Origin of the sequence: Lysinibacillus sp. JK80 (assembly GCF_027557635.1) — a bacterium.
Classification (GTDB): domain Bacteria; phylum Bacillota; class Bacilli; order Bacillales_A; family Planococcaceae; genus Lysinibacillus; species Lysinibacillus capsici.
The window spans coordinates 2,928,513-2,955,210 of the sequence record NZ_CP058997.1 but is presented as its reverse complement, the minus strand read 5'-3'; the positions used below and the strand labels follow the sequence as shown (position 1 = coordinate 2,955,210).

Annotated in this window: 26 protein-coding genes; 14 read left to right on the top strand and 12 right to left on the bottom strand. The window is 37.5% G+C overall.

Annotated elements, in window-relative coordinates:
• The first annotated feature begins 32 nt into the window (after positions 1-32).
• Positions 33-440 carry a hypothetical protein gene (locus HXV90_RS14795; RefSeq protein WP_048395933.1) on the top strand — a complete coding sequence of 136 codons (408 nt, stop codon included), beginning with the start codon at positions 33-35 and terminating at the stop codon, positions 438-440.
• A 44-nt stretch (positions 441-484) separates the two neighbouring features.
• On the opposite strand, the gene HXV90_RS14790 is transcribed toward HXV90_RS14795, so the two are convergent.
• Entirely contained in the window at positions 485-2,401 is a 1,917-nt protein-coding gene (locus HXV90_RS14790; protein ID WP_269897515.1) for an SEL1-like repeat protein, read from the bottom strand.
• 238 nt (positions 2,402-2,639) lie between these two features.
• Between HXV90_RS14790 and HXV90_RS14785 the strand changes: the two genes are divergently transcribed.
• The 4 genes from HXV90_RS14785 (at position 2,640) to HXV90_RS14770 (ending at position 6,482) form a co-directional block, all read left to right on the top strand.
• On the top strand, positions 2,640-3,353 hold the full coding sequence (locus HXV90_RS14785) for a glycosyltransferase family 2 protein (RefSeq protein ID WP_269897514.1): 714 nt from the start codon (positions 2,640-2,642) through the stop codon (positions 3,351-3,353).
• A gap of 84 nt (positions 3,354-3,437) precedes the next feature.
• The gene (locus HXV90_RS14780) at positions 3,438-3,698 is read left to right on the top strand and encodes a metal-sensitive transcriptional regulator (protein ID WP_004233098.1); all 261 of its coding nucleotides are present in this window, start codon (positions 3,438-3,440) and stop codon (positions 3,696-3,698) included.
• Positions 3,699-3,950: 252 nt separating this feature from the next.
• The gene (locus tag HXV90_RS14775) at positions 3,951-5,087 is read left to right on the top strand and encodes a transglutaminase domain-containing protein (protein WP_269897513.1); all 1,137 of its coding nucleotides are present in this window, start codon (positions 3,951-3,953) and stop codon (positions 5,085-5,087) included.
• A gap of 99 nt (positions 5,088-5,186) precedes the next feature.
• Complete coding sequence (locus HXV90_RS14770; RefSeq protein ID WP_269897512.1) at positions 5,187-6,482, top strand: transglutaminase domain-containing protein; 1,296 nt, start codon at positions 5,187-5,189, stop codon at positions 6,480-6,482.
• 21 nt (positions 6,483-6,503) lie between these two features.
• On the opposite strand, the gene HXV90_RS14765 is transcribed toward HXV90_RS14770, so the two are convergent.
• The 7 genes from HXV90_RS14765 to HXV90_RS14735 all read right to left on the bottom strand — a co-directional run bounded on the left by HXV90_RS14765 (position 6,504) and on the right by HXV90_RS14735 (position 14,665).
• Positions 6,504-7,451 (bottom strand): N-acetylglucosamine kinase, encoded by a 948-nt coding sequence (locus HXV90_RS14765; RefSeq protein ID WP_269897511.1) that lies wholly within the window; start codon positions 7,449-7,451, stop codon positions 6,504-6,506.
• Positions 7,448-8,962 carry an argininosuccinate lyase gene (argH, locus tag HXV90_RS14760; protein ID WP_054548557.1) on the bottom strand — a complete coding sequence of 505 codons (1,515 nt, stop codon included), beginning with the start codon at positions 8,960-8,962 and terminating at the stop codon, positions 7,448-7,450. Before argH ends, HXV90_RS14765 begins: the two co-directional genes overlap by 4 nt.
• Before the next feature lie 27 nt (positions 8,963-8,989).
• Positions 8,990-10,696 carry an ABC transporter permease gene (locus HXV90_RS14755; RefSeq protein WP_115673079.1) on the bottom strand — a complete coding sequence of 569 codons (1,707 nt, stop codon included), beginning with the start codon at positions 10,694-10,696 and terminating at the stop codon, positions 8,990-8,992.
• 12 nt (positions 10,697-10,708) lie between these two features.
• Positions 10,709-11,779, bottom strand: a complete 1,071-nt coding sequence (locus tag HXV90_RS14750; protein ID WP_066038451.1) for an ABC transporter ATP-binding protein — start codon at positions 11,777-11,779, stop codon at positions 10,709-10,711.
• 83 nt (positions 11,780-11,862) lie between these two features.
• Positions 11,863-12,969, bottom strand: a complete 1,107-nt coding sequence (locus HXV90_RS14745; RefSeq protein WP_269897510.1) for an extracellular solute-binding protein — start codon at positions 12,967-12,969, stop codon at positions 11,863-11,865.
• Between the two features lie 199 nt (positions 12,970-13,168).
• Positions 13,169-14,083, bottom strand: coding sequence for an EamA family transporter (locus HXV90_RS14740; protein ID WP_048395789.1), 915 nt, complete (start codon positions 14,081-14,083; stop codon positions 13,169-13,171).
• 18 nt (positions 14,084-14,101) lie between these two features.
• The gene (locus HXV90_RS14735) at positions 14,102-14,665 is read right to left on the bottom strand and encodes a GNAT family N-acetyltransferase (RefSeq protein ID WP_103117266.1); all 564 of its coding nucleotides are present in this window, start codon (positions 14,663-14,665) and stop codon (positions 14,102-14,104) included.
• Between the two features lie 156 nt (positions 14,666-14,821).
• Between HXV90_RS14735 and HXV90_RS14730 the strand changes: the two genes are divergently transcribed.
• The 5 genes from HXV90_RS14730 to HXV90_RS14710 all read left to right on the top strand — a co-directional run bounded on the left by HXV90_RS14730 (position 14,822) and on the right by HXV90_RS14710 (position 18,203).
• A complete protein-coding gene (locus tag HXV90_RS14730) occupies positions 14,822-15,769 on the top strand; it encodes a carbohydrate kinase family protein (RefSeq protein ID WP_269897509.1) in 948 nt (315 codons plus the stop codon).
• A 20-nt stretch (positions 15,770-15,789) separates the two neighbouring features.
• A complete protein-coding gene (locus HXV90_RS14725) occupies positions 15,790-16,221 on the top strand; it encodes a protein-tyrosine phosphatase family protein (protein ID WP_048395783.1) in 432 nt (143 codons plus the stop codon).
• A gap of 118 nt (positions 16,222-16,339) precedes the next feature.
• Positions 16,340-16,543 carry a PLD nuclease N-terminal domain-containing protein gene (locus HXV90_RS14720; RefSeq protein WP_269897508.1) on the top strand — a complete coding sequence of 68 codons (204 nt, stop codon included), beginning with the start codon at positions 16,340-16,342 and terminating at the stop codon, positions 16,541-16,543.
• Entirely contained in the window at positions 16,540-17,424 is an 885-nt protein-coding gene (locus HXV90_RS14715) for an ABC transporter ATP-binding protein (protein ID WP_054548550.1), read from the top strand. Before HXV90_RS14720 ends, HXV90_RS14715 begins: the two co-directional genes overlap by 4 nt.
• Entirely contained in the window at positions 17,421-18,203 is a 783-nt protein-coding gene (locus HXV90_RS14710) for an ABC transporter permease (protein ID WP_103117267.1), read from the top strand. The genes HXV90_RS14715 and HXV90_RS14710 overlap by 4 nt, the downstream gene beginning before the upstream one ends.
• A gap of 39 nt (positions 18,204-18,242) precedes the next feature.
• Here the strand turns inward: HXV90_RS14710 and HXV90_RS14705 are convergent, their stop codons facing one another.
• Positions 18,243-18,896 carry a GAP family protein gene (locus HXV90_RS14705; protein ID WP_103117268.1) on the bottom strand — a complete coding sequence of 218 codons (654 nt, stop codon included), beginning with the start codon at positions 18,894-18,896 and terminating at the stop codon, positions 18,243-18,245.
• The gene (locus HXV90_RS14700) at positions 18,893-19,663 is read right to left on the bottom strand and encodes a MerR family transcriptional regulator (RefSeq protein WP_269897507.1); all 771 of its coding nucleotides are present in this window, start codon (positions 19,661-19,663) and stop codon (positions 18,893-18,895) included. Before HXV90_RS14700 ends, HXV90_RS14705 begins: the two co-directional genes overlap by 4 nt.
• Positions 19,664-19,838: 175 nt before the next feature.
• Here HXV90_RS14700 and HXV90_RS14695 point away from each other — a divergent pair, with 175 nt between their 5' ends.
• Entirely contained in the window at positions 19,839-20,543 is a 705-nt protein-coding gene (locus HXV90_RS14695) for a CBS domain-containing protein (RefSeq protein ID WP_048395772.1), read from the top strand.
• A 24-nt stretch (positions 20,544-20,567) separates the two neighbouring features.
• Here the strand turns inward: HXV90_RS14695 and HXV90_RS14690 are convergent, their stop codons facing one another.
• Positions 20,568-21,287 carry a DUF421 domain-containing protein gene (locus tag HXV90_RS14690; protein ID WP_081010917.1) on the bottom strand — a complete coding sequence of 240 codons (720 nt, stop codon included), beginning with the start codon at positions 21,285-21,287 and terminating at the stop codon, positions 20,568-20,570.
• Between the two features lie 102 nt (positions 21,288-21,389).
• Between HXV90_RS14690 and HXV90_RS14685 the strand changes: the two genes are divergently transcribed.
• Positions 21,390-22,595 (top strand): MFS transporter, encoded by a 1,206-nt coding sequence (locus HXV90_RS14685; RefSeq protein WP_054548546.1) that lies wholly within the window; start codon positions 21,390-21,392, stop codon positions 22,593-22,595.
• Between the two features lie 28 nt (positions 22,596-22,623).
• On the opposite strand, the gene HXV90_RS14680 is transcribed toward HXV90_RS14685, so the two are convergent.
• Positions 22,624-23,310: an adenine nucleotide alpha hydrolase family protein gene (locus HXV90_RS14680; protein ID WP_036075307.1), complete on the bottom strand. Its 687-nt coding sequence runs from the start codon at positions 23,308-23,310 to the stop codon at positions 22,624-22,626.
• Between the two features lie 564 nt (positions 23,311-23,874).
• On the opposite strand from HXV90_RS14680, the gene HXV90_RS14675 reads away from it, so the two are divergent.
• Complete coding sequence (locus HXV90_RS14675; protein WP_048395768.1) at positions 23,875-26,286, top strand: Na+/H+ antiporter subunit A; 2,412 nt, start codon at positions 23,875-23,877, stop codon at positions 26,284-26,286.
• Positions 26,276-26,698: a Na(+)/H(+) antiporter subunit B gene (locus HXV90_RS14670; RefSeq protein WP_004233141.1), complete on the top strand. Its 423-nt coding sequence runs from the start codon at positions 26,276-26,278 to the stop codon at positions 26,696-26,698. Before HXV90_RS14675 ends, HXV90_RS14670 begins: the two co-directional genes overlap by 11 nt.

Here is a 26,698-nt window from a genome sequence, read left to right as displayed (position 1 = left end):
TTAGTTGAAACACAACTAGGGGGAGTTATCGTATGGAACAAAAGTGGAGCATACGTCTTATTCGATTAGCGGCAATTTTTGCTTTAATCGGCACATATTTAGGTTCACATATGTCGGGATCAGGTAGCTATGAATATAGACCGATACATGCACATATTTTACTGGTCGGCTGGCTTAGTATGTTTGCCTGGGGTATTTTTTATAGAGCCTTCAAAGTGAAATCACAAAAATTAGTAACCATTCATGGTTGGACAGCTATTGTGGGTGTTCTGGGCTTAACGTTAGGCATGTGGTTTTACAATATAAATCCATTTAATTTTGGTAGCACTTTTACATTAGTCTTCTTTATTGTAGGAGGAACTACACTATTAATTAGCTTTGCTTTATTTATTGTTGTAACATTTATGATTCAACAACAAAAGGATAATAGCAGTCTTTAATAAAACCTACCGTGTCATTCGTGATGCGGTAGGTTTTAAAATATTTATTTAATTTCTTCAAGTGACTTTTTCAGCCATCTTGTCGCCTCTTGATAGTCTTGTGCAACACCATGCCCTTTTTTGTATAGCATACCAAGCTGGAATTGGGCTTTTTGATGTCCTTGATTAGCAGATAGTCGATAAAGCTGGGCTGCCTTTGCAAAGTCCTTTGGTACGCCCTGTCCATGAATGTGCATTTGGGCTAATTGGTATTGTGCTTTCATATGTCCTTGTGACGCAGCCTGTTCAATCCATTTAGCTGCCTCTGTGTAATCCTGCTCTACCCCTTTACCTTTATCAAATATATTGCCTAGTTGATACTGCGCACCTGCATGGCCTTGAATGGCTGCTAGGCGATAACATCTGCGCGCCTCTTCAAGATTTAAGGCTACCCCTAATCCCTGTTCATATAGTAGACCTAATTGATATTCAGCTTGAATATGTGATTGATCAGTTGCTGCTCGCCACCATATCACGGCCTCCTTATAATTTATAGGAACACCATTTCCAGATGTCAGTAATAGGCCAAGCTCATACTGAGCATCTGCATAGCCTTTTTCTGCCGCAGACCTAAAATATGACATTGCTTTGGCTGGATCTTGAAGCTGATATACATATAGACGTCCTAGCTCGAAGCCAGCGCTGATATGGCCATGGTCAGCAGCTAGCAGTAGCCACTTTTCTGCTGACACAAGATTCTGTTCTTTTTCATACAGCAGGCCAAGACAGTATTGAGCATTTAAATGTCCTTTATGTGCCGCTAGCTTGAACCATTTTAAAGCTTCTATATGATCTTCTATCATTCCTTGCCCAGTATTATAGAGCATGGCCAGTTGAAACTCTGCGTTCACATGGTCCTGTAAAGCAGCCATATGAAACCATTTTGCCGCTTCTTCTTGGTTTTGGGGAATACCACGCCCTTTTAGATGCATATAGCCGAGATTGTATTGAGCACTTGCATCTCCAGTTAAGGCAGCCATTTTGAAATAAGCAACGGCTTTATCATAGCTTTGCTCCACACCCGTGCCATTATGATAAAGGAAGCCTAGATTGTTTTGGGCACTTGTATTACCTTGATTGGCTGCTAAGGTATACCACTTGGCAGCTTCGTTAAAATTTTGAGATAGGCCTAAGCCTTGATTATAGAGTACACCTAAATTGTATTGAGCGTCAGCATTCTCTAAATCAGCAGCTATTTGGTAATGTCGTGCAGCCTCTAGATAATCCTGTATAACACCTTGGCCTAGATGATAAAGTACACCGAGGCTATAGTGAGCATTTGCGTCATTTTGTGCGGCAGCTCGTTCATACCACATTTTTGCAAGCCGATAGTCCCTTTCTACCCCTCGACCATGATTGTAAAGAGCACCTAAGTTATATTGAGCACTTGCATCTCCGTTCTGGGCAGCTACTTCAAACCATTTGACAGCATGTTCGTAAGCCTCTTGAGACTGCTCATGCTGAAGTATATTTTTATCAAATATTGAAGGAAGTTCTGTGACATGAGAAGACATGCGGTTCGATTTGAAACTACGATCATAGCGCTTCATAAACCATTCAACAATATCGCTAAGATAATCTAAAACAATTTTAGCTGCTTTGGCTTCTACAATGTCATTACTAGTATGGCTTGTCATTTTATGAATTAGATTCATCAATAAATAAATCCGACGAGGATGAATTTGCGCCACAAAACTTCGATTATTTAATAGCATTCGGACATTTTTGAGTTTAGGTTCGGTATGCATTTCCAATCGGTAAATCTCATATAAAATTTCCTCTAATACAAGAAGTGACTTCTGTAAGGATTCTGCTGGGGTTGAAATGGCGAGCAAACTAGCATCCTGTAAATTTTTAGCTAATATTGTGAAGGACAGCTGTCTTAATTTTTGACATTGTTCTTCAAGATTTTCATAATGCATGACGAAAGTACTCACCTCTTTCAGTTAATTACCTCGGCGTCGTTGCAAGCAATTTCTTATTCAACCTTTTTACAAAGCGCCTCTTCATCTCTTTGTTCATATATCGGAGAAAAATCGATATTATTGATATGTTTTAATGGGATTCATCAGTTGAATTGTTGCTGTTACATGATACTATTTGATATAAGGGAGATTCGTAGCTACGGAGAACCTGTCAGCCTTTAGGTGGGGGATCGAAATGAAAAATATTGCAGCTATTATACCAGCATATAATCCACAACAATCACTCATTACCTATGTACATCAATTGTTAGCAACGACTATTACACAAATCATCATTGTCAATGATGGGAGTGATCAAAAATATAAAGATATTTTTGAAAACCTAGATAAAATTGAACGCTGCCAAGTACTACAGCATGATTGCAATATTGGTAAGGGTGGCGCACTTAAGACCGCCTTTGCATATATACGAGAACAACAAGCGAGGTGCCATGGTATCCTTACAATTGGGGCCCATGGGCAACATACTTTACAAGATGTGAAGCTTGTTTTAACGATGACAAAGGTGTTTTCTGAAGGGATTGTGCTAGGTGTACGTAACTTTCGTTCAACTGATAGTACATTTCTTTCTTACTGGGGAAATCGTGCAACAAGCTTATTTTTCGAGATACTGTATCATAAGAAATTAATGGATACACAAACAGGTTTACGTTATATTTCCATCAAAGAGTTGCCTTGGTTAATGAAAGTAAAAGGTGAACGCTATGATTATGATACAAACATGTTAGTTGCTGCACTTAAAAGAAAGTGTCCAGTTTTCGAAGTTGAAATTGGGCAATTACGTATAAAGAAGAATTCAATAATTCAGTACGATGAAATAACAAACGCTGGTACCATTATTACGAGAATGCTCATAAATTATCTAAAGCCAAGGAATAGTAATGGCTAGGTTTAAATTTAAAATAATGAGCTAGGATAAAGAATAACGATCACTCATTAGAGCGTAGCGAGTATAAGAGAAGGAGCAATGTATATGGAATATTCAGATCAAGTGAAAAATCGTGTGAAACGGATGGAAGGACAGCTACGTGGCATTTTGAAAATGATGGAGGAGGAAAAAGACTGTAAGGCAGTCATTACACAATTATCAGCAGTACGCTCTGCTGTAGACCGTACAGTTGGGGTTATTGTTAGTACAAACCTATTGGAATGTGTACAGAATGCTGAAGGGGATGGCGAAAAAATGAACGAAGCCATTCAGGAAGCAGTTAATTTAGTGGTGAAAAGTAGATAATTTTCTAAACTCCTGAACAATTACAGAATCTAAATCGAAATAAAACTCACTATTAATTAGGTGAGTTTTATTATTTTGCAAAAAAATAGTTATATTCGCTAATTATATTTTATTATTAGGTATTTTATATTATATAAAATTTAATATATTTTTAGTTAAAAGTCTTAGTTAGTGAACTTGTATGATAGCTTAGTAGGTACATTCTTTGCTATGCTAAATAGTGAAGAAAGAATCAAGGGAAGGTGATGAGTGATGAAAAAATTATTGTTATGTGGTGCGGCTTTATTGATATTAAGTCCAACTGCGGTCTATGCAAAACAAACAGAAAATACCTCCCAAATTTATCCTATGGTAGCGAACTCAACAGTAGCAAATTGGGATCAATTAACAGAAGAACTTGCAAAGCAAATACAAAACTTTGAGACCGATATAAAAATTACGTATACAGGCAAAATAGGCGACCTCAAAAAAGAAATGATGGACGCACTTGAAAAAGCTAAGCAACAAGCCGTTTATGCAAGTGGACATATAGAAAGTACCATGGTTTCCGCAGATTCTCTAGGGAATGTAACGTATAAAATGAAGTACCTGACAAGTCAAACTCAAGAAGTAGCTGTACAAAAAAAGATTAATCTAATATTGAAAAATATTATCAAACCTTCTATGACAGATTTCCAAAAAGTAAAAGCTATTAACGATTATATTGTATCCAATACTATGTACGGGACTAAAACTAAGGCAAGTCCACATAGTGCTTATGCTTTGTTTTTTGAAGGACAAGCTGTATGCCAGGGTTATGCATTGGCAGCACATGCTATGTTAGAGCAGTCTGGGATAGAGACAAAATATGTTGTAGGTTTTGTAAATGGGAATGAGGCACATGCTTGGAATTTAGTAAAGGTTGATGGGAAATGGTATCATTTGGATACAACATGGAACGATCCTTTGCCAAATCGCGTTGGTGCGGCGTCCTATGACTATTTTTTAGTGTCGGACAATCAAATTAGCAAAGATCACACTTGGATTAAAGGAAATTATCCTCCTGCTACAAGCACTAAATACAGTTATTTGCTTAATGTTCATTTCGCACATCAGTTAAATAATATTGTTTATTTTAGTAATACTGCAGATAACGATAAACTGTATAAGCTTGATATGACTAGTGGTAGCAAGTCAAAGGTATTAGATAAACGTGCGTTGTATATTACAGGGACTAATCAAAACCTATATTATAGTGATTACAGTAACGGTGGGTATTTGACAAAGCTAGATTTAAAAACGTTAAAAGCTGAGGTGCTAGTGAAGCAGCCAGTAACAAATTTAAAGGTTAGTGACAATTATTTACTGTATAATGTCCAGACAAAAGAACATAAACTTAAAATTAATTAAGTCAACAAACAAATATTAACAGGCACAAATGGACCCTTAAGTGAGTTCTTTGTGCTTTTTTTGTATATAATGTAAGGAAGACGGTTGGAGGTGAGGAGTTTGTGGAAGAAATTAGCTATAATTGCCATTATTATTATTTTTATTGATCCTATTTATACGGCTGGTAAGGCTGTTGTTCAGCAGGTGGTCGATTGGACAAATAATGATGACATAGAAACTATGCTACTTTCAACAAAAGAGAAGATCGTAGATGTTACTGCAAGACTTTCAGATAATGCCTCAATTGAAACAGCCCTACCTATAGAAGATGTCCATGAAGCGGAGGTAGCCCCTACAGCTCCACCTATTCAGAAACCTGAAACAAAGTTAGTCGTGACAAATGCCAAGGAACTGGCTGATGCGATGTATGCGTACTATAATAGCTTTTCACCAAAGTTTGAAATTCAATATAAAGGGAATACACAGCGAATTGAACAAATTGTAGAAGAGGCCTATAACAATGCTATCAAACGCGATGACTATGTTTACGGCCATGTAAGTAAACATTCAATTCGATATGAATATGGGCGAAATAAAGCAACTATTTTTGGAGAACAGAGCTATTTAATGACGCCAGAGCAGGCGGCATATGTGGAGATGAATGTTCAAGAAATTATTGCTAAGATTAGTAAAAAATCTATGACGGATGTAGAAAAGGTACGAGCTGTCAATGACTATATTGTTGCCAATACTTCCTATACAGAACAAACGAATTCTAGCCCACACAGCGCTTATACCGTTCTTGCCGAGCACGGGGGAGTATGTCAGGGCTATGCTTTACTTGCCCACTCTATGCTTCAAAAATTGGGTATTGAAACAAAATATATCGTAGGCTATGTAGGTCAAGAGGGACATGCGTGGAATCTAGTCAAGTTGGATGGACAATGGTATCATCTCGATACGACATGGAATGATCCAGTACCAGATCGTAAGGGCGCAATACGCTACCAATACTTTTTAGTAGATGACCGTACAATGGCGAAGGATCACACGTGGATTGCTGAAGACTATCCAAAAGCAACAAGCACACTGTATAGTTATTATCATGATATAGACTTCCCAGCACAGGTTGGAGACCAATTGTTTTATAGTAATATTGCAGATGACAATAAGTTATATGTACTAGATATGAAAACTGGTAAAACGAAGCGTGTCACAAATTCACGGGCACAATATATCGTTTATTCGGATGGTTGGCTCTACTTTAGTAATTATTCCCGAGGGGCGTATTTAACAAAGATTCGTCCAGATGGTAGTGGAGAAGAGGTACTAAATAGGGAGGATTCGAAGGATTTATTTATAAAGGATGGGTATCTCTATTTTACGACGAATGAATTGAAGAGACTGGCACTTTAAAAGCAAGAAAAGGGCAATGACTTATAAACAGTCATATGCCCTTTTTGTTCGTTCAATTAAATAGGTAATAGGCTGATGCTGACAAAGGATAATGTCCACTTGAGGATACATGAAGGTTATTTCCTCTGTAAAGAACTTTAAAATGAGTGGATTATGCTTGATGGCACCACCATTGCAATATAGATTAAATGGTGTATTCTGATAGTTAATTTTTTTCAATACAGCGTTTGCTAGAATAGCTAGTTCGTGGGCTGCTTGTTGAGATATTTCGATGGCACAAGCATCTTTTTGCTCGACTGCCTTTGCCACAAAGGAACCCATCTTGGCCAGTTGTGCATTGGTATAGGAAGGGCGGAATAGCCATTCAGCGAGCTCTGTAACATCTTGTATACCTAAAGATTGATAGACGGCTTCCTTTAAGATTGTTGGTTTCCCACGACCATCCTCCATTTTAAATATAGCTCTTACGACTTCCTGCCCTAACCAATACCCACTTCCCTCATCGCCAGCCCGATGTCCCCAACCCCCTACACGTACAATCCGCTGCCCATCAAAGGCATAGGCAATAGCTCCTGTTCCAGCGATGAGTAGTGCACCTGCCTGTCCAGCAGTCACACCTAATAGTGTGGCCTCCGCATCATTTTCAATAATTAGTGTATCGATTTGTAACTGTGTGGTCTGAAGAGCATTTTGAACAATGGTTACGACGGTTGCATGATCCTTCGGAGAATCAATGCCAGCTAAAGCAAAGGTAGCTACAGCAATTTGAGAATTAGGATACTTTTGCAAAAATGTTTCAACATTTGCTAAAAGCTCTTGTAAAATTGCTGTAGCTGATTCAACACCAATGGCTTGATAATTAGAGCCTTTAGCGGATATAGAATATTCAATGTCACCAGATTCAGCATGAACAACTGCACATGCTGTTTTTGTCGCCCCACCATCAATAATTAATAACCATTGCTTCATTGATTCCATTCCTCTAGAAAGGCTGTTAGTTCTTTTTCTGCTTCAATAATGGAACTTTCCTTTAAGCGAATCCATTCATAAAAATCATGGGCATTCAGTTTGGAGCGTTCAAGGGCAGCTTTCATAGTGGCTGGAGCGGGTCCACCTAGTAATGTTCGTACACCAACAAAAGATTCTGGTTTTAATGTCTTATAGAAATCCTCTTCTGAAATAGTTAATTCCTTGCCCGTGATCAATTTCGATTGTGTATTTGCAAGTCCCCATGTAAGACTAGCTAATGATTCCTCTCCATGAGCAAGTAGAACCTTAATACATTTACTAACAATACTATGTGCTTGACGGAAGGAAATGCCCTCTGAACGGACTAATGTATCAGCGAGCTCAGTGACATTCGCAAAGCTATTTTCAGCGCGATTTTTTAACTTCTTCTTATTGACATCCATTGTAACAACAAGCGAACCAAACAACTTATAAATACCAATTAAGCGGTCAATGGCACGCCATAAATAAGGCTGCATATCATCCTCAGTGTCTACGATATCGCCAAAAGGTGTATTATGTACCATCTGTAATACTGTACTTGCATCTCCTACAACCGCAGATAGTAATGAGCGTGTATGTTCTATAGAAACAGGATTACGCTTTTGAGGCATAATAGAGCTTATTTGCACATATGGACTTGCGAGTGTAAACGCATTAAACTCCTGAGTAGCCCATAATAAAAAATCTTGAGAAGTACGGCCAAGATTGAGTGCTGCAAGCTGTACAATACTTGCAGCCTCAGCTATATAATCTGCTCCTGCAACCGCATCCCATGCATTTTCGATAATATCATCAAAGGCTAGTAGATCACGCATACGTTCTCTACTAATATTAAAGCCTGTCGTTGTTAAGGCAGCGGCTCCCATACTGCTACGATTGACGGTTTTATAGACATGCTGCATTCGTTCAAAATCACGCTCTAGCTGATCGATGACGGCCTTTAAATAATGGGCGAAGGTTGTAGGCTGGGCCTGCTGTGTATGTGTGTAGCCAATCATAATGGTATCGATATGTTCCTCTGCAGCAGCGATTAAATCATCACGTAATGTTAGTAACTCGCGCATTAATAGTAATAATTTTTTTCTTAATGTCATTCGATAGATGGCAATACCCATATCATTTCGGCTTCTGCCAATGTGAAGATTTCCAGCAACATCACCAGCAAGCTCTATTAATTTATTTTCAATGCGGAAAAATAAATCCTCATATTGGGGACTGTAATCCTCTAAACGATAATAATTTAAGTCAATTTTTTTTAGAGCTATCCCAATTTGCTTTGCTTCATCTTTTTTTACAAGTCCTTGTTCTTCTAACATTTTTAAATGAGCAATATTGATTTGTAGCATAATTGTTAAAAAATTTTTTTTTGCCTCATCATAAGCTGGCTGTAAAACGATTTTTCGATAGATGTTAGAAGGGAATATCATCCCATCTTCCAGCTGTGTTTTATTGCGAAAATCTTCAAACATTGTCATGGCCCCCTAATAGATTGGCAGCTAAATGGCTGTACCAGCACTGCCTTTTGATAGTTTTTCAGAAATAATAAGGACAACTAAAATTAAACAAATTTGTAAGACACCATAAGCACAGGCGGTCCCAAATTTAAATGCATATAATTTTTGGAATATCGCTACAGACAATGGAATAGTGGATGTACTGTAAATTAGAATGGATGCAACGAATTCACCAAAGCTTTGCACGAGGGCTAAGAGTGTCCCTGCTAAAATCCCGGTGAATGTTAAAGGCACAACAATACGTCTAAATGTATACCACCAGTTGGCTCCTAAGCCACGTGATGCCTCTTCAATCGATTGATCTAGCTGTACAAGAGAGGCGGATGTTGATCGAAAAACAAGTGGTAAATGTCGAATAAAGTAGGCTAATGGCAAAATCCAAAATGTCCCGATCAATACTTGGTTAAAACTAAAGATACTTTCTGTACTAAAAGCAGCAATTAAATTAACAGCAACAACTGTTCCTGGCAAAGCCCAAGGTACCATTATCAAAATATCGAGCAAGGTTTTCCCTTTAAAATTTAAGCGCACCATAGCATAAGCAGCCGCGACACCAAAGATAATATTGCCCAGTGTTGCAATGACACCCATTTGAATAGAGTTCCAAATAGGTCGCCATGTGCGCTCATCGGTAAAAAGGGCAATATAATGATCAATTGTATAGTCGGTCGGGAGAATTTGCGTTTTCCAAGCGCCATCCACAGAAAAAGAGATCAATATCAGCACTAAAATAGGCAGTATCAATATTAATGTGCCAACAAAAGAAGCAATTGTTGCTATAATTTTTACCTTTTTCGAGGATACCTCTGAACGATGAACACTAATTCCCTTACTTAGATTTTGATAATTTCTGCGATTTTGATACCAGCGCATAATGATTAAAAAAGTGATAGATACAAAAGATAATATCATCGACTGTGTTGCAGCCATCTCAAGATTCCCATTTGTACGTGATAAATAAATTTGCATCGTCATAGTACGCTCTACACCAAACATCAAAGGTGCAGTATAAGAAGCCATAGAAATCATAAACACCAATAAGGATGAGGCAACAATAGAAGGTGTGAGCATTGGTAAAATAACCTTTGTCCATACGCGAATACGCCCTGCACCCAGACTAGTAGCTGCCTCTTCAAGAGCAGGATCAAGCCCCTTAATGGCAGCAGAGGCAGTCAAATAGAAGTACGTATACATTGTGAATGTATGAACAACGATGACACCCCATATTCCCTTCAAGGCAAAAGGAACGTGATCCAACCCAAATAGATGCTGAAAAATTCGTGGGAAAATCCCGCTATCACCATATAAAAATGAAAAGGACAAAACACCTACTAGAGGAGGAAGTGCCATTGGAACCAAAACTAAAACAGACAATATCCGTCTCCCAGGGAAATTATAGCGTTCTAGTAAAAAGGCCATTGTTACCCCAACAAGTGCACAGCAAATAACACTGATGAATGAAATATAAATACTGGTCCACAAGGCCTCTAAATTTGCTGGACTAGCTATATCAAAAAATTTCTTATAGTGCAAGAATGCTTCATCGCCAGCAAAGCTTTGGATGAAAGTTTGATAGAAGGGGTAAACCACATAGGCGAATAACACTAAAAATAATGGCGATATTAAAACATAGACAAACCAATTAGCATGAAAAATTCGCGTCCACGTACTTTCAGACTGTTTCTCCATATTGGCTTCCTCCTATTCCCCTAAAAAGTATAGTGAATCTTGTGCCATATGGATTGTAATATCTTCACCGATCTTTTTGATTTGGTCATAAGAATTAATAAGCATTACTTTAAGTGAGAACGCAGTAAAATCTACAATGTAATTAACGCTAATGCCTGTGAATTCAACAAATGTAATTTTTCCTGTTAATGTGTTTTCACCAGTACCAAGTTGAATCGATTCTGGACGAATAGAAATAAATACTTTGTCTCCAATCATATGCGTTAAAGAGGGAGAGCTTTGTTGCTTTCGCCCAGTTAAATTATGTCCATTCACTGTTCGTACTTGTACATTTTCCCCATCAATAGCTTGGATTGAGCATTCAATTAAATTAGTTTCACCAATAAAATTTGCCACAAAACGATCCTTGGGTTGATGATAAATTTCCTGAGGAGTACCAATTTGTTTGATATAGCCATTTTCCATGACCATAATTCGATCCGACATAGACATGGCCTCCATTTGATCGTGAGTAACGTATATCGTTGTGACTCCAAGCTCAGATTGGATTCGTTTGATTTCAATACGTGTTTCCTCACGCAATTTTGCATCTAGATTGGATAGAGGTTCATCAAGCAATAAAATATCTGGCTCTATCACGAGTGCCCTAGCTAAAGCAACACGTTGCTGCTGTCCACCAGATAGCTCATTTATTTTTCTGTTGCCGTAAGCAGCAAGATGCACTTGGCCTCTAATTCGATCAACCTTGTGCTGAATCTCAGCTTTTGAAAATTTTCGAACTTGTAAACCAAATGCAATATTCTCATCAACTGTCATATGGGGGAAAAGGGCATAATTTTGAAATACCATGCCGATATTGCGCTTATTGGGCTGAAGTCGAGTGACATCTCGCTCATCAAAAAGAATTTTGCCTTTAGTAGGGTAATAAAAGCCTGCAAGCATCCTTAAAGTGGTTGTTTTGCCACAGCCGCTAGGACCGAGAAAGGTAAAAAATTCACCAGCTTTTATTTCAAGATTTAAGTCTTTCACGCCATACACTTGACCAAATTGCTTCGAGACATTTTCAATTCTGACACTTCTCAATCATTAGCTCCTCTCTAACAAAGAATCTAGATGATGCAGGAAGGTAAAAATTCGCTGTATAAGCCGAATTTTTACCCGTTCTACTATTTACCGCGCCCTTTAATATTGTTATCCCAGTATTCCATCCATTCGGCTTCTTTGTCAGACATTAGCTGCCAATCAATATCAAATGTTTTTAAATCTAATTCCTGATACCATTCTGGCATGGAGGCTTTGTCGATATCAGAACGTGTAGGAATTTGATAGTAATCATTAGCTAATTGTGTTACCATCTCTTTTTCAAATAAAAACTCTACAAATAGTTTCGCATTTTCTAGGTTTTTCGCATTGTTTACAACTGCTACACCGTCTACTAAAATAGGTGCTCCACTTTCAGGATAAATATAATCAAAAGGATAATCTGTCGTATATTTTTTTAACAAAATATCTTGTAGATTCCATAGGGAGACACTGCCTTCTTGACGTGTTAGCTTTAAATACAAGGCATTAGGGTCTTGTGTGTACTCCTTTGTATTGGCATCTAATTTTAGTAACCATTCATAGCCTTTATCTGGTGAATCTGCATCTTGCCGTACAATCATGGAAGAATAAATCGTACGCATTGTGCCTGACGCCAGTACACCTCTGATTAAAATTTGATCCTTCCATTTAGGATCTAATAAGTCATCCCAGTCCTGTGGACCAGTTTCTTTTGTTAGTAAATCACTATTAATCATAATTACTTCTGGTAACAGCATCTCGCCGAACCATCGTCCTTCAACATCTTTGTGTGTGGTATCAATAGAGTCAATAAAGCTCGGCTGCCAAGCATGTAGTAAGTCTTCATTGGCGCCAACAATGAGCGCTGATTGGGTTCCGCCCCACCAAAAATCTGCTTGAGGATTGGCTTTCTCTCCACGAAGACGTTCTAAAATTTGTTGAGCACCCATCGTTAGAAATTCTACTTCAATGTCTGGATATTTTTCATTAAACTGATCGATCACATTTTGCACCATTTCTTCGTCACGTCCAGTGTAAATTACTAGCTTGCCTGAAGGCGACGTTGCTGCTACTTCTGTTTTTTTACCATCCGATGCCTCGTCATTATTTGCTGCATCATTTGTAGAATTTTGCTGATCTTTGCCATTACAAGCAGCTAAAACGAAAAGCATTAACATAAGGAAAAAACCAAGAATATAGGCTTTTTTCATCAACTTCCCCTTTCTTAAAGTAAGTTACTTGCATATTGCAGTATAATACCGAAGGGGAACATTAATGTTAGAATTATTAAAAAATTACATTTGCATTCATCATAGCGAAGTGCATAATGGTAAGCAATGGCATTTCATTAAAGTTCAAAAAAACTCCTTAAAAAGGAATCATTCCATTTTTAAGGAGTTTTTTGTCGTTTTATGAATGTGCTTCTAATAAGCTATCCTTTTGTTGACGTTGTGCAACAATGGTTGGCAGCATCATACCAGCAATCACCAGTACAATCCCGATAATTTGTACAGCAGTTAAAGGTTCATGCAAAACAATAACGGAAACAGTAACAGCCACTGGTAATTCAATGGCACTTAAAATAGAAGCAAGCGCACCACCGATTTTAGGGATAGCAATTGAAAATAGATAAATCGGTAAAATGATACCGAAAAGACCTAGTGCTAGTCCGTATTTCCACAGGCCTTGCATGAATAGTTTACCGTTCCAAATAACCTCGGGGCTTAGGAAAATACTGATCAAAATAAGGGCTACAGAGGAAACGATTAATACCCTTGATGTGGTAGTCACGCCCTCGACGGGTCGAGAATTAAATTGAATAAAACATGCAAAAGTAACGGCTGCTGTAAAACCGAATAGCCATCCTTGAATAGGAATGTCACTTAAATCTACATTTAATACACCTGCAGCTAGAATCGTTCCTATAAATAAGATAACGATTGAAATTACTTCAGGTCTACTTGGTAATCTTTTATGGAGGGCACAATCAATCAGTAGACCAATCCATGTAAATTGGAATAACATGACTACTGCAAGAGAAGCAGGAAGATACTTTAAAGATTCTCCGTACACGATACCTGTTGTCCCTGTAAAAATTCCCGCGCATATTAAAATAAGTAAGCCCTTCTTGGACGGTCTTGGTAATTTTCTGTCAGTAAAAATAAAGATGGATATTACGAGTAAAAAGCCAATAATATATTGGCTTGATACAGCCTCCGCTGATGTAAAGCCATGCTGCATAGCTACTTTGACAATAGTCGACAAGATCCCGTAACTACTAGATGCAATAACAATCAAAAGAGGGTAAATCAAATTGTTTTTCATATATTAGTTATTCACTTCCTAAAACTGTTTAACCATATGGTGAAAAGGCTCATCAATAATTGACCAAGGCTCCGTAATAACAAAGCCTAGTCGTTCATAAAGACGGCGAGCTTCTTCTTTTTGGGTTTCAACATTTAATGATAATTTTGTATAGCCACGCTGCTTTGTCAGCTCTTCGGCAAATTGTAATAGCAATGTTCCGATTCCTTTACCACGTGCAGCTGGTGCAACACAAACTGTATCAATGTAAGCCTCATCTTCATGGGCTTCTTGGTCAATAACAATGGATGGCGCATTTTTTGCTTCAAGCCATTTAACAAGGTTAGCGTCCATGTGAACGGCTTGTTCGCCGTGATAATAAACGAGAATCCCCAAAATCTGTTCATTTTCAGTAGCAACAAAAGTATTTAAATAAGAATGTCGATTGTCTTCTTGGTGAAAAAGAACAGTCAGCTCTCGTATAACAGCCTCCGTTGATTGCTCACCAGTTAAGCGATTAGCAATATCGCCAATGGCGTCGATAATTAAAGGCACAACGGCATGGGCATCTTGTGGTTGCGCTTGTCGAATTGTAATACTCATTTTGATAATCCCTACCTTTCTATAGGCAAGTATAACAAAGATAGGGGATGACTCAAGTTATCCATCCTCTCATAAAGAAATGCCAAAAGTAAAAACCTTTATAGAATGACAATTTTCGTGTTAATCTATAATGACTAGACTTTCAGGAGGACTATCATGACAAAGCAAGAGAAGGATTTTATATTAGTCTATGGAGATGCTTTTATTGACTATATTGCTGATGATGTAACAAACACATCATTTACTAAATATATGGGTGGCGCAACGGTCAATGTTGCAGCGGGTATTAGCCGCATTGGTGCGCCTTCCGCATTAATTACAATTACGGGGGATGACGAGGGCTCGCAATTTGTGCGAGATGGGCTTGCCCAAGAGGGTGTGAAACTGGATTATGCCGTATTTGATTCAGCAAAACGAGTAAGTGGTGTATATGTGCATCTAACAGAAGCATGTGAGCGAATTTTTAAGGATTATGTTGATGAAACACCTGATTTACAAGTTGAACCATCACAGCTAAATGAAGCAGCTTTTAAGCATGCCTCTGCTTTAACGGTGTGTTCGGGCACAATGTTCCATCCGACAGCTCTTGCTACAACACGAGCTGCAGTAGAAATGGCTAAGGACAAGGGTGCGATTATTGCAATGGATGCAAATATTCGTCCTTTACGTTGGAGCAGTGAAGAAATTTGTCGAGATACGATTACATCATTTTTTGAGGATGTCGATATTTTAAAGGTGACGGATGATGAGCTATTCTTCCTGACAGAGACAAGTAGCTTAGAAGACGGTATCGAGCAATTAAATAGCTATTTAGTGCCTATTATTTTAATTACCGTAGGAGAAAACGGGACTTATGCAGTCCTTAATGGTGAAGTTATACATGTACCGACTGAGAAAGTAGTGCCTGTGGATACAACAGGTGCGGGAGATGCATTTATGGCAGGTGTCCTACGTGATGTCCATTACAATGGTTTACCTACAACAAAAGAAGAACTAGTGCGTTGTACAAGCTTTGGCAACAAATTAGGAGCGTTTGCCGCAACAAAAGCAGGTGCTTTAACGGCTCTACCATATTATGAGGATATTAAGCATTTACTAAAATAAACATGTGAGGCGTGGAGAATATGGGGAAAGACTACGATGTTTTAGTAAAGGATCAACTGTTCTTTGGCGGTGCAAAAGATGCAGAGGCTGCATTTACACAAGAATCCGTTGATGTTGTGATAGATGTTCGTGTTCAAGGGCTATCCCCTCAAGACCAGGAGACAGTTCCTTATTCTTATAAACATATGCCTATAGCAGATGAAGATAGTGAGGTAGCATCATCCATTCAACAAGTCGCGCAAGAAGTTGCTATAGCCTTTGAGACAGGGCAAAAAGTATATGTTCACTGTGGAAGTGGTGGTGGACGTGCAGGTGTTGCAGCTACTGCTATATTAATGGAGTTGGGAATGGCTGATTCATTAGAAGCAGCACAGGCAGCTGTCAAAAAAGCTCGTCCATTGGTGACGATACGCCCTAAAATGGAAGACGCGCTGCAAAAACTTTATAAATAATTGAGAAGATGTACTAATTAAGGTACATCTTTTTTTATGATGTAAGAGATACTTTGTTCTATACATATTAGAACAAAGTTGTTATAGTTAATGTATAACAAATAATGAGGTGATCTGTATGATGGAGGAATTAGCAAAAGTTCCATGGGCAGTAATAGTACCGCTCATCATCGTTCAAATTATTTTGATGATTGTAGCACTTATTGATTTACGAAAAATTCATGCAACAAACGGCCCTAAAATTCTTTGGGTGTTTATTATTCTTTTTGCTAATCTATTTGGATCAATTGCGTACTTTATAGTGGGGAGAAAGCAGTCATGACAACTTTACTTCAAGTTATAGGTTTGACCAAGCAATTTGCAGAGCACAAAGTTGTAGATGCTATTCATTTTAACTTAGAGGAAAAAACTTCTACGGCTTTAATTGGTCCAAATGGAGCTGGCAAGACAACCACTTTATCTATGTTAACGGGGCTTTTAAGACCGACTGCTGGAAATGTAAAGATGCTAGGTAATGATTTACGTTCGAATATAGGTTTTTTACCCCAATATCCACAATTTCATCCTTGGTTAACTGCGTTAGAGTTTACAGAAATGGCTGCAAAATTGAATGGTGTAGCAGCCAAAAAGGCTAAATTAGAAGCACAAAAAACCTTAGAATTTGTAGGGTTAGGGGACGTCCAACATAAAAAAATAGCCTCTTTTTCAGGTGGAATGAAGCAGCGACTAGGTATTTCCCAAGCAATAGTGCATAAGCCTAAATTACTGCTATTAGACGAACCTGTTTCAGCATTAGATCCAGTTGGCCGTAGAGAAGTACTTGATTTATTAAAAGGACTACAGCAAGAGACGACTATTTTATACTCAACGCATATTTTAAATGATGCTGAAGAAATGACAGATCAACTATTATTCTTGCAAAATGGAAAACTAGTAGAGCAGGGAACATTACGTGAAGTACGGCAACGTTTTGATGAGCAAAATTATGTCATTGAATTTGGCAGTGAAGAAGAGGCTAAGCTTTTTGCAAATTCCTCTAATCATGTAATAGGTTGTAATGTGTATATTGAGATCGTGAATGAAGAGCCGACGATGAAAATGTTGTTTCAACGGTTAAGTGAATGTCCTTATACAATTAGAAAGGTAGAGCGACAGACAGCATCTTTGGAAGAAATTTTCATGAAGGTGGCGAAAAAGGCATGAGAGGATTCAATGTACTTCTGCAAAAGGAATTTAGAGAAGCATGGCGGAGTTGGAAGTTTCTATGGATTCCTCTAGTGTTTGCTCTGCTTGGAATGAGTGATCCACTAACAAACTATTATATGATGGATATTTTAAATGCTGTTGGAAATGTTCCAGAGGGCTTTGAAATGTTGATGCCAGAATTAATGCCACTGGATTTAATTCAAGCTTCTATCGGGCAATTTCAAACAATTGGCTTATTGGTGATGATGGCTTCGTTTGTAGGAGCTATTAGTAAGGAACGTGCTAATGGTATGGCAACATTACTATATGCTAGGCCTATATCATTTGGCGCATATTTTTTGAGTAAATTTGTTGTTATGAGCACCATTTGTTTTGTTAGTATTTTAGCTGGGTTTGGTGCAAGTGTCTATTATACAACTATTCTATATGGAACGTTGGACGTGGGTGCACTGTTAGTAAGCTTTTCTACGTACTATATTTGGTTGCTATTTGTGATAGCTGTTACGTTAATGATGAGTGCCAGCTTTAAAACAGTTATTGCTACAACATGTGCATTTACAGTGATCTTTGTTGGGCAAATTATCGATATGATTATAGGAATCTTTTGGACAATATCTCCGTGGAAACTAGCAAGCTACGGAATTGCAAAATTTCGAGGAACAATAGAGATGTCAGATTACTGGTGGAGCTTAGTCATTACGCTAGCATTGACAATTATCTGCATCGGCATTGGTATCGTGATGATGAAAAGAAATGCGTCTATGACAAAAATCTGAAGAGAAAACGGTAAAAATCCATTTTTACCGTTTTTTATTTTAAATCATCCTACCATTTATAAGCAAAATCAATCCTACAAAGAACATAATCCAAGAAAGGGTCGAGCTTGTTCTTTGATCAAAAAGCGTTTGAATTTTTCTTAAAGGTTTATTCATAAATCGGCGGAATAATAGATGAAAGCATAGTAGGATGATCCCTGGTGCAATCATTACTAAATTGTATCCTGCCAATAAAGGTAACCATTCATAAAACACTATTTGATTACTCGTTAAAATACCTATTGCCGCGAAATAAGGAAGAGCGGTTGCAACTTCTAAAATAGAAGTTGTGAAACCTAAAGCTACCATAGAGCTCACATGTAAAGATTTTGGTTTAGGGGATCCATTTGCCTTTCTTTTTGGAACTAACCAACTGCCAATAAATAAAATTCCCCCTACTATGGTCATGATTAATCGAGCTGAGTAACTATCTAGCAAATTAGAAATAGGGTTGAATATGACACCTAGACCTAATATTAAAAAAATCCCAGTACTAAAGTAAAACAACCCAACAGTCATTAAATAGGTTAATAAAAGGCGGATCTGCTGTTTTTTAGCCACAAGCAATACATAGACGGATACGCCAATTATAGAAGGACTAAACATGTCTAACAAAGCTAAGGTACCAATCAGTAGCAACATTTCTATGTTCATGATTGTGATTTTCCTAACGCCTGTTTTTTTGTTTCATAAACATGAAAAGCCTGCTCTATAAAATGTAGAAATTCTTCCTCTAAAGGATATAATCCAATTTGTTCAGATTTATAAGTAGATTTTCTTATGGTCCACATCTTCTCTAAAAATTCATCATTTCCGTTATATTCTACCTCGGCTTTTTCCATCATTCGTTTAATAATAAACTGAACGGAATCGGCTTCAGGACTTTCATTATGAAGCTGCTTTAATTGACCTAATAAACCAATCCACTCTAAAGAATTAGGATCATTTTTATTTAAATTGGGTAATTTTCTAAGTAGTTCCATTTCTGTAGCTGCAAAAATCTGCTGGCGGAAGGCTTGCTTATTATCTCGTTCTTGATTTGAAAGCTTAATGTACTTTTGGATAAGGGACTCTGTCAACCCACCTTCGATAGACGAAGCATTCTTTAATCCAAGAATAGTGTTCTTCATTTGCTGTAGTTTCTTTTGCTCTTCTGCTACAAAAGCTAACTGATGGTCTAAACTTGCTTCCCAGTTCCATGAATTATTGATAAGTGTCTGAATTTCTTTCAACTTGAAGCCCAATGCCTTTAAAAATACAATCTGTTGTAACGTTTTGAGCTCGTTCTCTCCGTAAATCCTATGTCCCCCCTCAGTCTTTGCTATAGGAAGTAACAAGCCGATCTCCTCATAGTAACGTAACGTTCGAACAGAAATGCCAGTTTGTTTTGATACATTGTGAATCGTAAGCAAGGTAATCACTCCTCCTCTCTGTTAATGACATTATATAAAATGACGTAACGTCACTTTCAAGAGGGATTGTAAAACTCCTTTCTTGGAATCTCTATAACTTAGGAATATAATGGGTGTGTAACTCGAAATTTGTCAAATAACTCGGAAAATATATAGACTACTATAGAAAGAAGGGACATGAAAAGTGGGAACTGAAAATTCCGATCGTTTCCTGACAGCGTTTAATCGAATAGATCATAGACTGAGAGATATTGTAGGTGCGAAGGATTTTATGCCTTTTTATCGGCTGATTGATCAAGCAAAGAAAAAGGATGTCTTGGTGAAGAAATATGAAGATGATCTCCGCTCATATGCAGACTTACGAAATGCGATTGTGCATCATCGTACATCATTACATTATGTGATTGCAGAGCCACATACTGATGTTGTAGAACGAATTGAATACATAGATGCTACCCTTGCTAAGCCAACGCTTGTGGGGCAAATGTTCCGTAAAAGAGTATTGATTTTTCAAGAAAACGATTCTTTAAAACATGTTTTAAAAGTGATACGTCAGCGCAAATATACACAATTTCCTGTTTATTATAATAAGCAGTTTAAGGGGCTAATCACAACAGTAGGAATCACAAATTGGCTTGCGTCAAAGATGGGTGGTGATCATTTACCGAAAAGAATACCAACACTGCATGATATCTTATTGCATGAGAAAAATAGAGTGAATTACAAATTTGTCAGTAGAACGATATCCATCTATGAGGCTGAGGAAATATTTAAACAAGGAGTCGAAAGAGGGAGACGCTTTGAGGCATTATTAATAACGGAGCATGGTCAACCACATCAAAGATTACTCGGTATTATTACGCCCTTAGATATTGTCAAAATTGATTAACAAAAAAACGAGACTAGACAAGCATTAAGGGCTTGAATGTCTCGCTTTATCTTTTAAGCTGATGTACAAGGAACCATTTGTTTGGACTTGAGCAAAATAAACTTCTTCTACAGAATGCACATTTTGCTTTTTCAATTTCTTTATTACCCAGTCTTCTGTCAGCTCAAGTTCAACAATATTCTCGGTAATAAGTTGACCATCAGAAATAACTTCAGTAGGAAGGTAGGTAGGTGGTGATACATCGGCTTTAACATCCTGCTTTGTAGCCACTTGTTCAGAGGTTTTTTGTAGCACACTGAGCTTTCCATTTGTTTCTAGTAAAGCATACTCAACATCCTGTACGGAGAAAATGGCTTGTTCACGTAACATCATTGTAAGCTCATCTAGATGAAGACGGTTTTTTTGTAGTGCTGATTCTAATATAAGACCCTTTTGAATAACAATTGTTGGTTTATCATCAATGAGAACGCGAGCTTTTTTAGATTTAATCGTAATAACGGTCATCAAATACGTTAAAGCACTCCACCAAACGAGGGAAATCATACCATCTAAAAATGGTGTTTCTTCCTGAGAGGCAATCTCTGAAGCAATCGACCCAAATGTAATACCTGTAATGTAATGGAAAAATGTTAACTGGCCTAATTGTTTTTTTCCAAGTATACGTGCCAGAATTAGTAAGGCAAAAAACGAAAGTGTTGTTCGTAGAATCATTTCCCAAAAGTGAGCATGAATAAAACTTTCCATGCATATATCAACTCCTTTTACAGCTGTCGAACTATAGCTTGTGCAAAAAGGTCGATAGTATGCGACAATCATGTTTAAACAAAATAAGAGTGAGGTGGCAACATGAATAAACATTTAAATGTAACCAATCCAATCTATCCAATAATGATTGCAATCGGTGTTGCTCACCTAATTAATGATACGATGCAAGCTGTTATCCCAGCGATGTTTCCGATATTTAAGAGTGAATTAGGATTGACCTTTACACAAATTGGAATGATTTCTTTTGTATTAAATATATTTGCTTCTGCATTGCAGCCTGCGGTAGGCTTTATCAGTGATAAAAAACCAATGCCTTATGCTTTACCTATCGGTATGATTAGTTCATTTATAGGGATTGCTATTATAGCGTTCACAACGCAGTATTGGATTATTATTATTGCGGTATTATTTATAGGCTTCGGGTCAGCTATTTTTCACCCTGAGGGATCGAGAGTTTCCTTTATGGCAGCTGGATCTAAACGAGGACTTGCGCAGTCTATTTATCAAGTGGGGGGAAATTCAGGGCAAGCACTAGCACCATTAATTAGTGCTTACATCTTTGATATTTTAGGGCAACGTGGGGCTGCGATCATATTAGTAATTGCAACGTTTGGTATTATTTTATTAAGTAAAATTGCTACATGGTATAAAAAACAATTGGAGCAGGAGCGTGCAACTAAGAAAAAGCGTGTACTCGTCTCAACATTGCCTCCATTAACAAAGAAACAAGTAGGAATCGCATTAACATTATTATTTACAATTATTTTTGCACGATCATTTTATACAACAAATATAACAAGTTTTTATGTGTTTTATCTAATGGATCACTATGAGGTCAGCCTTCGACTAGGGCAAATATTAATATTCACCTTCATGGCATTTGGTGTAGTAGGTACCTTTTTTGGAGGTTCTTTATCAGACCGTATTGGTAGGAAAAATGTCATTATCCTTTCTGTAGTTGGCCCTATGCCATTTTGTTTAGCACTGCCATATGTACCATTATGGGCGGCTATGATATTTTTAGTTATTATTGGTACGTTGATTATGATTAGCTTCTCCGTAACGGTGGTCTATGCGCAAGAGTTAGTCCCAACAAAAATTGGCACCATGGCAGGTTTAACAACAGGATTTGCTTTTGGAATGGGCGCAATAGGGGCAATGGTTATCGGCGTTTTAATGGATCATAAAGGCATTGATTTTACAATGATTGTTGTTTCATTATTACCTTTATTATTACTAGTTGCCTTCTTCTTACCGAAAGATAAACCAGCTTCAGCTGCTGTCTAATAAAAAAAACGCGTATCTACGCGTTTTTTTATTGTCTTAATGGAGCTAAAAATTCTGCTGGCAATTTTTCCTGATCAATTACATAGCCCTCTGAAATATGAACTTCATGCATTTTATCGTTGTAAGTAAATTTAAAGATGCCATTGTCAAAATCTGTGCCAATTTCTTTGAAGAATATACCTTCAATCGATACATACTTAGGACATGTAAATGCTACTTTAAAGTTCTCCTGTTCTTTAATTAAGTAAGCACGTACTCCTTTTTCATATGTTTCATTTGCATCATCATCGGTTGGGCGTTGAACAGCTACGATATGAAAATCAACAAAAGGAACTTCCTTTAACAGTACGTTTAAGAACGAACCTTTAGTGATTTCCTCCCAACGGCTTTGTGCGCTTTGCCCTACGATAATTTGTGAAATACTATAATTCTTCGCGACCTCTGCAATAACCTTTTGTATGGGGCGTTTTTCATTATCTTGCAAAATAAATTTTTCAACCTCAAGTTCATCTGATAACTTTTTCCATTGCTCTATATAACTAGATTTCTCTGCGTCAAATGCATCAAGGGGTTGCGAATCGACTGAAAGAATATAGAGTGGGCAATCAAGCATTGTGGCCATCTTATGACCACGACGAATCAAACGTTCGCCATTTAAGCCGTAATAAACACAAACTAATATACTTTCATCCAAACGCCCTTTTACATGCTTCATAAAAAATGTACACCTCTTATCTGTTGGTATTTTGTTAATTTCACTGTTGATTTTGAAAAAATTATCCTAAAACAGCTAAAATCGATGCTGTTACAGTGCATTATGCTCATTTATATTGTATACTTAAAAATGTATAAAAGTTAACGAAAATGTATTGGAAAACCCTTGAAGGATTAAGCTTAAATCGATAATTAGAGATTATTTAATTTATGCATTCTGTGCATCTATGCTAATTTGCTTTCATATGCCACACTATTATGCAGTGAGTTAAATAGATAGTCAAGTGTCTTCATTATGCTGATATTAACTGAGTTGTAACTGTATAAATTATCTGATTTTCCACAAGTTATTTAGGCTTGCATCGGGTTAGAAGTGACTAAATAACTAAAATAACCGTTTTTATAAACAATTAGGCACTTTAATACCCCACCACATTCCATTAATAAATTTCAAGAATACATCTAATATGTTCCTTAGCTTGAACAAATTTCTAAAGTCTTAGCACTTTACATGCCCATCACCACAAAAATTTGCTAGATGATTTAGATAGTAGGAGGTTTTCATTTGGTCACAGTTCTCATTGCGATACTTTTGCCATTTGTTTGTGCTGCTCTAATTCCATTGCTTTACAGGCGACTAAGGCGTGTCACACATCTTGGCTGGTTTGTTTTATCTGTTCCATTCATCTTGTTTCTTTTACTCGCTCGCTATATTCCTCAATTAGCCGAGGGTAAAACCTTTATTCATACATATGAGTGGATTCCCTCTTTTAATATAAATTTCACAACTTACCTAGATGGACTCAGTATGATTTTTGGTCTGCTGATTACAGGTGTAGGTAGTTTAGTCATTTTATATTCTATTTTTTATTTATCAACGAAAGAATCTCTTCATCATTTTTACTGCTATTTATTACTATTCATGGGCGCTATGCTTGGCGTTGTTTTTTCAGATAACCTAATGGTATTATACACATTTTGGGAATTAACGAGTGTGTCATCATTCCTATTAATCGCATTTTGGCATCATAGAAAGGCTTCTCGGGCAGGTGCTAAAAAAGCGATGATGATTACCGTCTTTGGCGGACTCTCAATGCTTGCGGGTTTCTTAATGCTCTATGTAGCTTCTCATACATTTAGTATTCGTGAAATTGTAGCTAATGTAGAGGTTATACGAGATCATACCTTATTTACGCCAGCGCTTATTCTAATTTTACTAGGGGCTTTTACAAAATCTGCACAATTTCCATTCCACATTTGGTTGCCTGATGCTATGGAGGCCCCAACACCTGTTAGTGCTTACTTACATTCCGCAACAATGGTGAAGGCAGGCATTTATTTAGTTGCTCGTTTTTCACCGGTTTTTGGAGGAGAGGCAGTATGGTTCTGGCTAGTTAGTGTTATCGGCCTAGTTACATTATTCTGGGGCTCCTTTAATGCTGTCCGTCAGACGGATTTAAAAGCATTATTAGCCTTTTCAACAGTGAGTCAGCTTGGTTTAATTATGAGTCTCTTTGGTCTTGGGTCTGTTGGTCATTATTATGGCTATGAGGAAAACTCGATTCTTTACACCCAAGCAAGCTTTGCAGCGCTATTTCACCTTGTGAATCATTCGACCTTTAAAGGAGCTTTATTCATGATGGTTGGAATTGTCGATCATGAAGTAGGTACCCGTGATATTCGTCGTTTAGGTGGCTTAATGTCTTTCATGCCTATCACTTTTACAATTGCTGTGATTGGTAGCTTCTCAATGGCAGGACTGCCACCATTTAATGGCTTTTTAAGTAAGGAAATGTTTTTTGCAGCAGTATTGGCTATTCGTGATGTAGAAGCATTCTCTATTGCTGATATAGGGCTGTTTTTCCCTATAGTAGCATGGGTGGCAAGTATCTTTACCTTTGTCTATAGTTTAATTTTAATTAGTCGTACATTTTTGGGTAAACTACAGCCAGAGAAGATTGATAAAAAACCACACGAAGCTCCACTTGGCATGTTAATATCGCCAATTATTTTATGCTTGTTGGTAGTTGGTATCTTTTTCTTCCCTAATATATTAGGTCATTATATTTTAGAGCCTGCTATGGCTAGTATTTATCCAACATTCCCAACTACAAGTGAGTTAACACCACATATTCATGCATGGCATGGCATCAATGCAGAGTTATTGATGACAGTAGGTGTCATTATTATTGGAATTATCTTATTTAAAACATTAAAAAGCTGGAAGCCACTTTATCGTCTATTTTCACAAAAGTATACGTTTAATACGTATTACAATCGAATGATAGAGATGAGTGAAAATGGCTCACAGAAGCTTACCAATAAATATATGACAGGTAATTTAACACATTATTTTGTCTATATATATGTATTTTTTGTTGCACTTATCGCTGGTTATTTTGTTTGGTCAGATGCCATGACCTTTAATTTTGACAAAGATTCCGCTATAGAATCCTACGAGTTAATCCTTGTGTTTGTCATGATTTTTGCTGCTGTTTGGATGATTTTCGCAAAGGGTCGGGTGACAGCCATGTTGCTAAATGGTGTACTAGGCTATTCTATTGCCTTCTTCTTTGTTATTTTCCGTGCACCAGACCTAGCTTTAACACAATTAGTTGTTGAATCGGTCACAACAGCTTTATTCCTTTTATGTTTTAAATATCTGCCAGATTTAATGCCAGAGCTACCACGTAAAAGGGTTCAATGGTCAAAAGCATTAATTTCTATTTTTGTTGGTGCAACCGTAACTATTGTTGGTTTAGCAGTAGTACACTATGATCGCTTTGAACCAGTGGCTACTTACTTCAATGATGCCTATGAATTGGCTGGCGGTTCCAACATCGTTAATACAATACTAGGGGATTTCCGTGCTTTTGATACGATGCTAGAGGTTGTTGTTCTTCTAATTGCTGGCTTAGGGGTCTATGCTCTGACAAAGCTTAAGCCACGAAAGGAGGAAGCAGATCATGAAAATTAATGATGTGATTTTAAGAACCGTCACCAAAGCCGTTGTGTTCATTATTTTAACACTCGGCGTGTATTTATTCTTTGCTGGGCATCATGCTCCTGGTGGTGGCTTTATAGGTGGTCTGGTGTTAGCCTCAGGCATTGTTTTGTTATATCTAGCCTATGATATTGAAACTGTTCATAAAGGGATGCCTTTCGACTTCAAAAAAGTTGCAGCTCTTGGTGTATTGCTAGCAACTGGAACAGCAATAGGTTCGTTGTTTTTTGATGTCCCATTTTTAACACAAGCACATACGTATATAGATGTTCCTATCTTTGGGAAAATGGGCTTTTCAACTGTCACTATTTTTGAAGCAGGTGTGGCTTTAACAGTGGTGGGGGTTGTTGTAACAATTATTTTAAGTATAAGCGAGGATGAGTAG

What these genes read in the sequence shown, in the direction of transcription:
- argH (WP_054548557.1), bottom strand. Translation starts at nt 8,962, where the DNA reads ATGTTTGAAGATTTTCGCAATAAAACACAGCTGGAAGATGGGATGATA.
- HXV90_RS14710 (WP_103117267.1), top strand. Translation starts at nt 17,421, where the DNA reads ATGAGAGGATTCAATGTACTTCTGCAAAAGGAATTTAGAGAAGCATGG.
- HXV90_RS14670 (WP_004233141.1), top strand. Translation starts at nt 26,276, where the DNA reads ATGAAAATTAATGATGTGATTTTAAGAACCGTCACCAAAGCCGTTGTG.
- HXV90_RS14790 (WP_269897515.1), bottom strand. Translation starts at nt 2,401, where the DNA reads ATGCATTATGAAAATCTTGAAGAACAATGTCAAAAATTAAGACAGCTG.
- HXV90_RS14765 (WP_269897511.1), bottom strand. Translation starts at nt 7,451, where the DNA reads ATGAAGCAATGGTTATTAATTATTGATGGTGGGGCGACAAAAACAGCA.
- HXV90_RS14685 (WP_054548546.1), top strand. Translation starts at nt 21,390, where the DNA reads ATGAATAAACATTTAAATGTAACCAATCCAATCTATCCAATAATGATT.
- HXV90_RS14690 (WP_081010917.1), bottom strand. Translation starts at nt 21,287, where the DNA reads ATGGAAAGTTTTATTCATGCTCACTTTTGGGAAATGATTCTACGAACA.
- HXV90_RS14755 (WP_115673079.1), bottom strand. Translation starts at nt 10,696, where the DNA reads ATGGAGAAACAGTCTGAAAGTACGTGGACGCGAATTTTTCATGCTAAT.
- HXV90_RS14725 (WP_048395783.1), top strand. Translation starts at nt 15,790, where the DNA reads ATGGGGAAAGACTACGATGTTTTAGTAAAGGATCAACTGTTCTTTGGC.
- HXV90_RS14730 (WP_269897509.1), top strand. Translation starts at nt 14,822, where the DNA reads ATGACAAAGCAAGAGAAGGATTTTATATTAGTCTATGGAGATGCTTTT.
- HXV90_RS14780 (WP_004233098.1), top strand. Translation starts at nt 3,438, where the DNA reads ATGGAATATTCAGATCAAGTGAAAAATCGTGTGAAACGGATGGAAGGA.
- HXV90_RS14785 (WP_269897514.1), top strand. Translation starts at nt 2,640, where the DNA reads ATGAAAAATATTGCAGCTATTATACCAGCATATAATCCACAACAATCA.
- HXV90_RS14795 (WP_048395933.1), top strand. Translation starts at nt 33, where the DNA reads ATGGAACAAAAGTGGAGCATACGTCTTATTCGATTAGCGGCAATTTTT.
- HXV90_RS14720 (WP_269897508.1), top strand. Translation starts at nt 16,340, where the DNA reads ATGATGGAGGAATTAGCAAAAGTTCCATGGGCAGTAATAGTACCGCTC.
- HXV90_RS14705 (WP_103117268.1), bottom strand. Translation starts at nt 18,896, where the DNA reads ATGAACATAGAAATGTTGCTACTGATTGGTACCTTAGCTTTGTTAGAC.
- HXV90_RS14775 (WP_269897513.1), top strand. Translation starts at nt 3,951, where the DNA reads ATGAAAAAATTATTGTTATGTGGTGCGGCTTTATTGATATTAAGTCCA.
- HXV90_RS14715 (WP_054548550.1), top strand. Translation starts at nt 16,540, where the DNA reads ATGACAACTTTACTTCAAGTTATAGGTTTGACCAAGCAATTTGCAGAG.
- HXV90_RS14680 (WP_036075307.1), bottom strand. Translation starts at nt 23,310, where the DNA reads ATGAAGCATGTAAAAGGGCGTTTGGATGAAAGTATATTAGTTTGTGTT.
- HXV90_RS14740 (WP_048395789.1), bottom strand. Translation starts at nt 14,083, where the DNA reads ATGAAAAACAATTTGATTTACCCTCTTTTGATTGTTATTGCATCTAGT.
- HXV90_RS14735 (WP_103117266.1), bottom strand. Translation starts at nt 14,665, where the DNA reads ATGAGTATTACAATTCGACAAGCGCAACCACAAGATGCCCATGCCGTT.
- HXV90_RS14745 (WP_269897510.1), bottom strand. Translation starts at nt 12,969, where the DNA reads ATGAAAAAAGCCTATATTCTTGGTTTTTTCCTTATGTTAATGCTTTTC.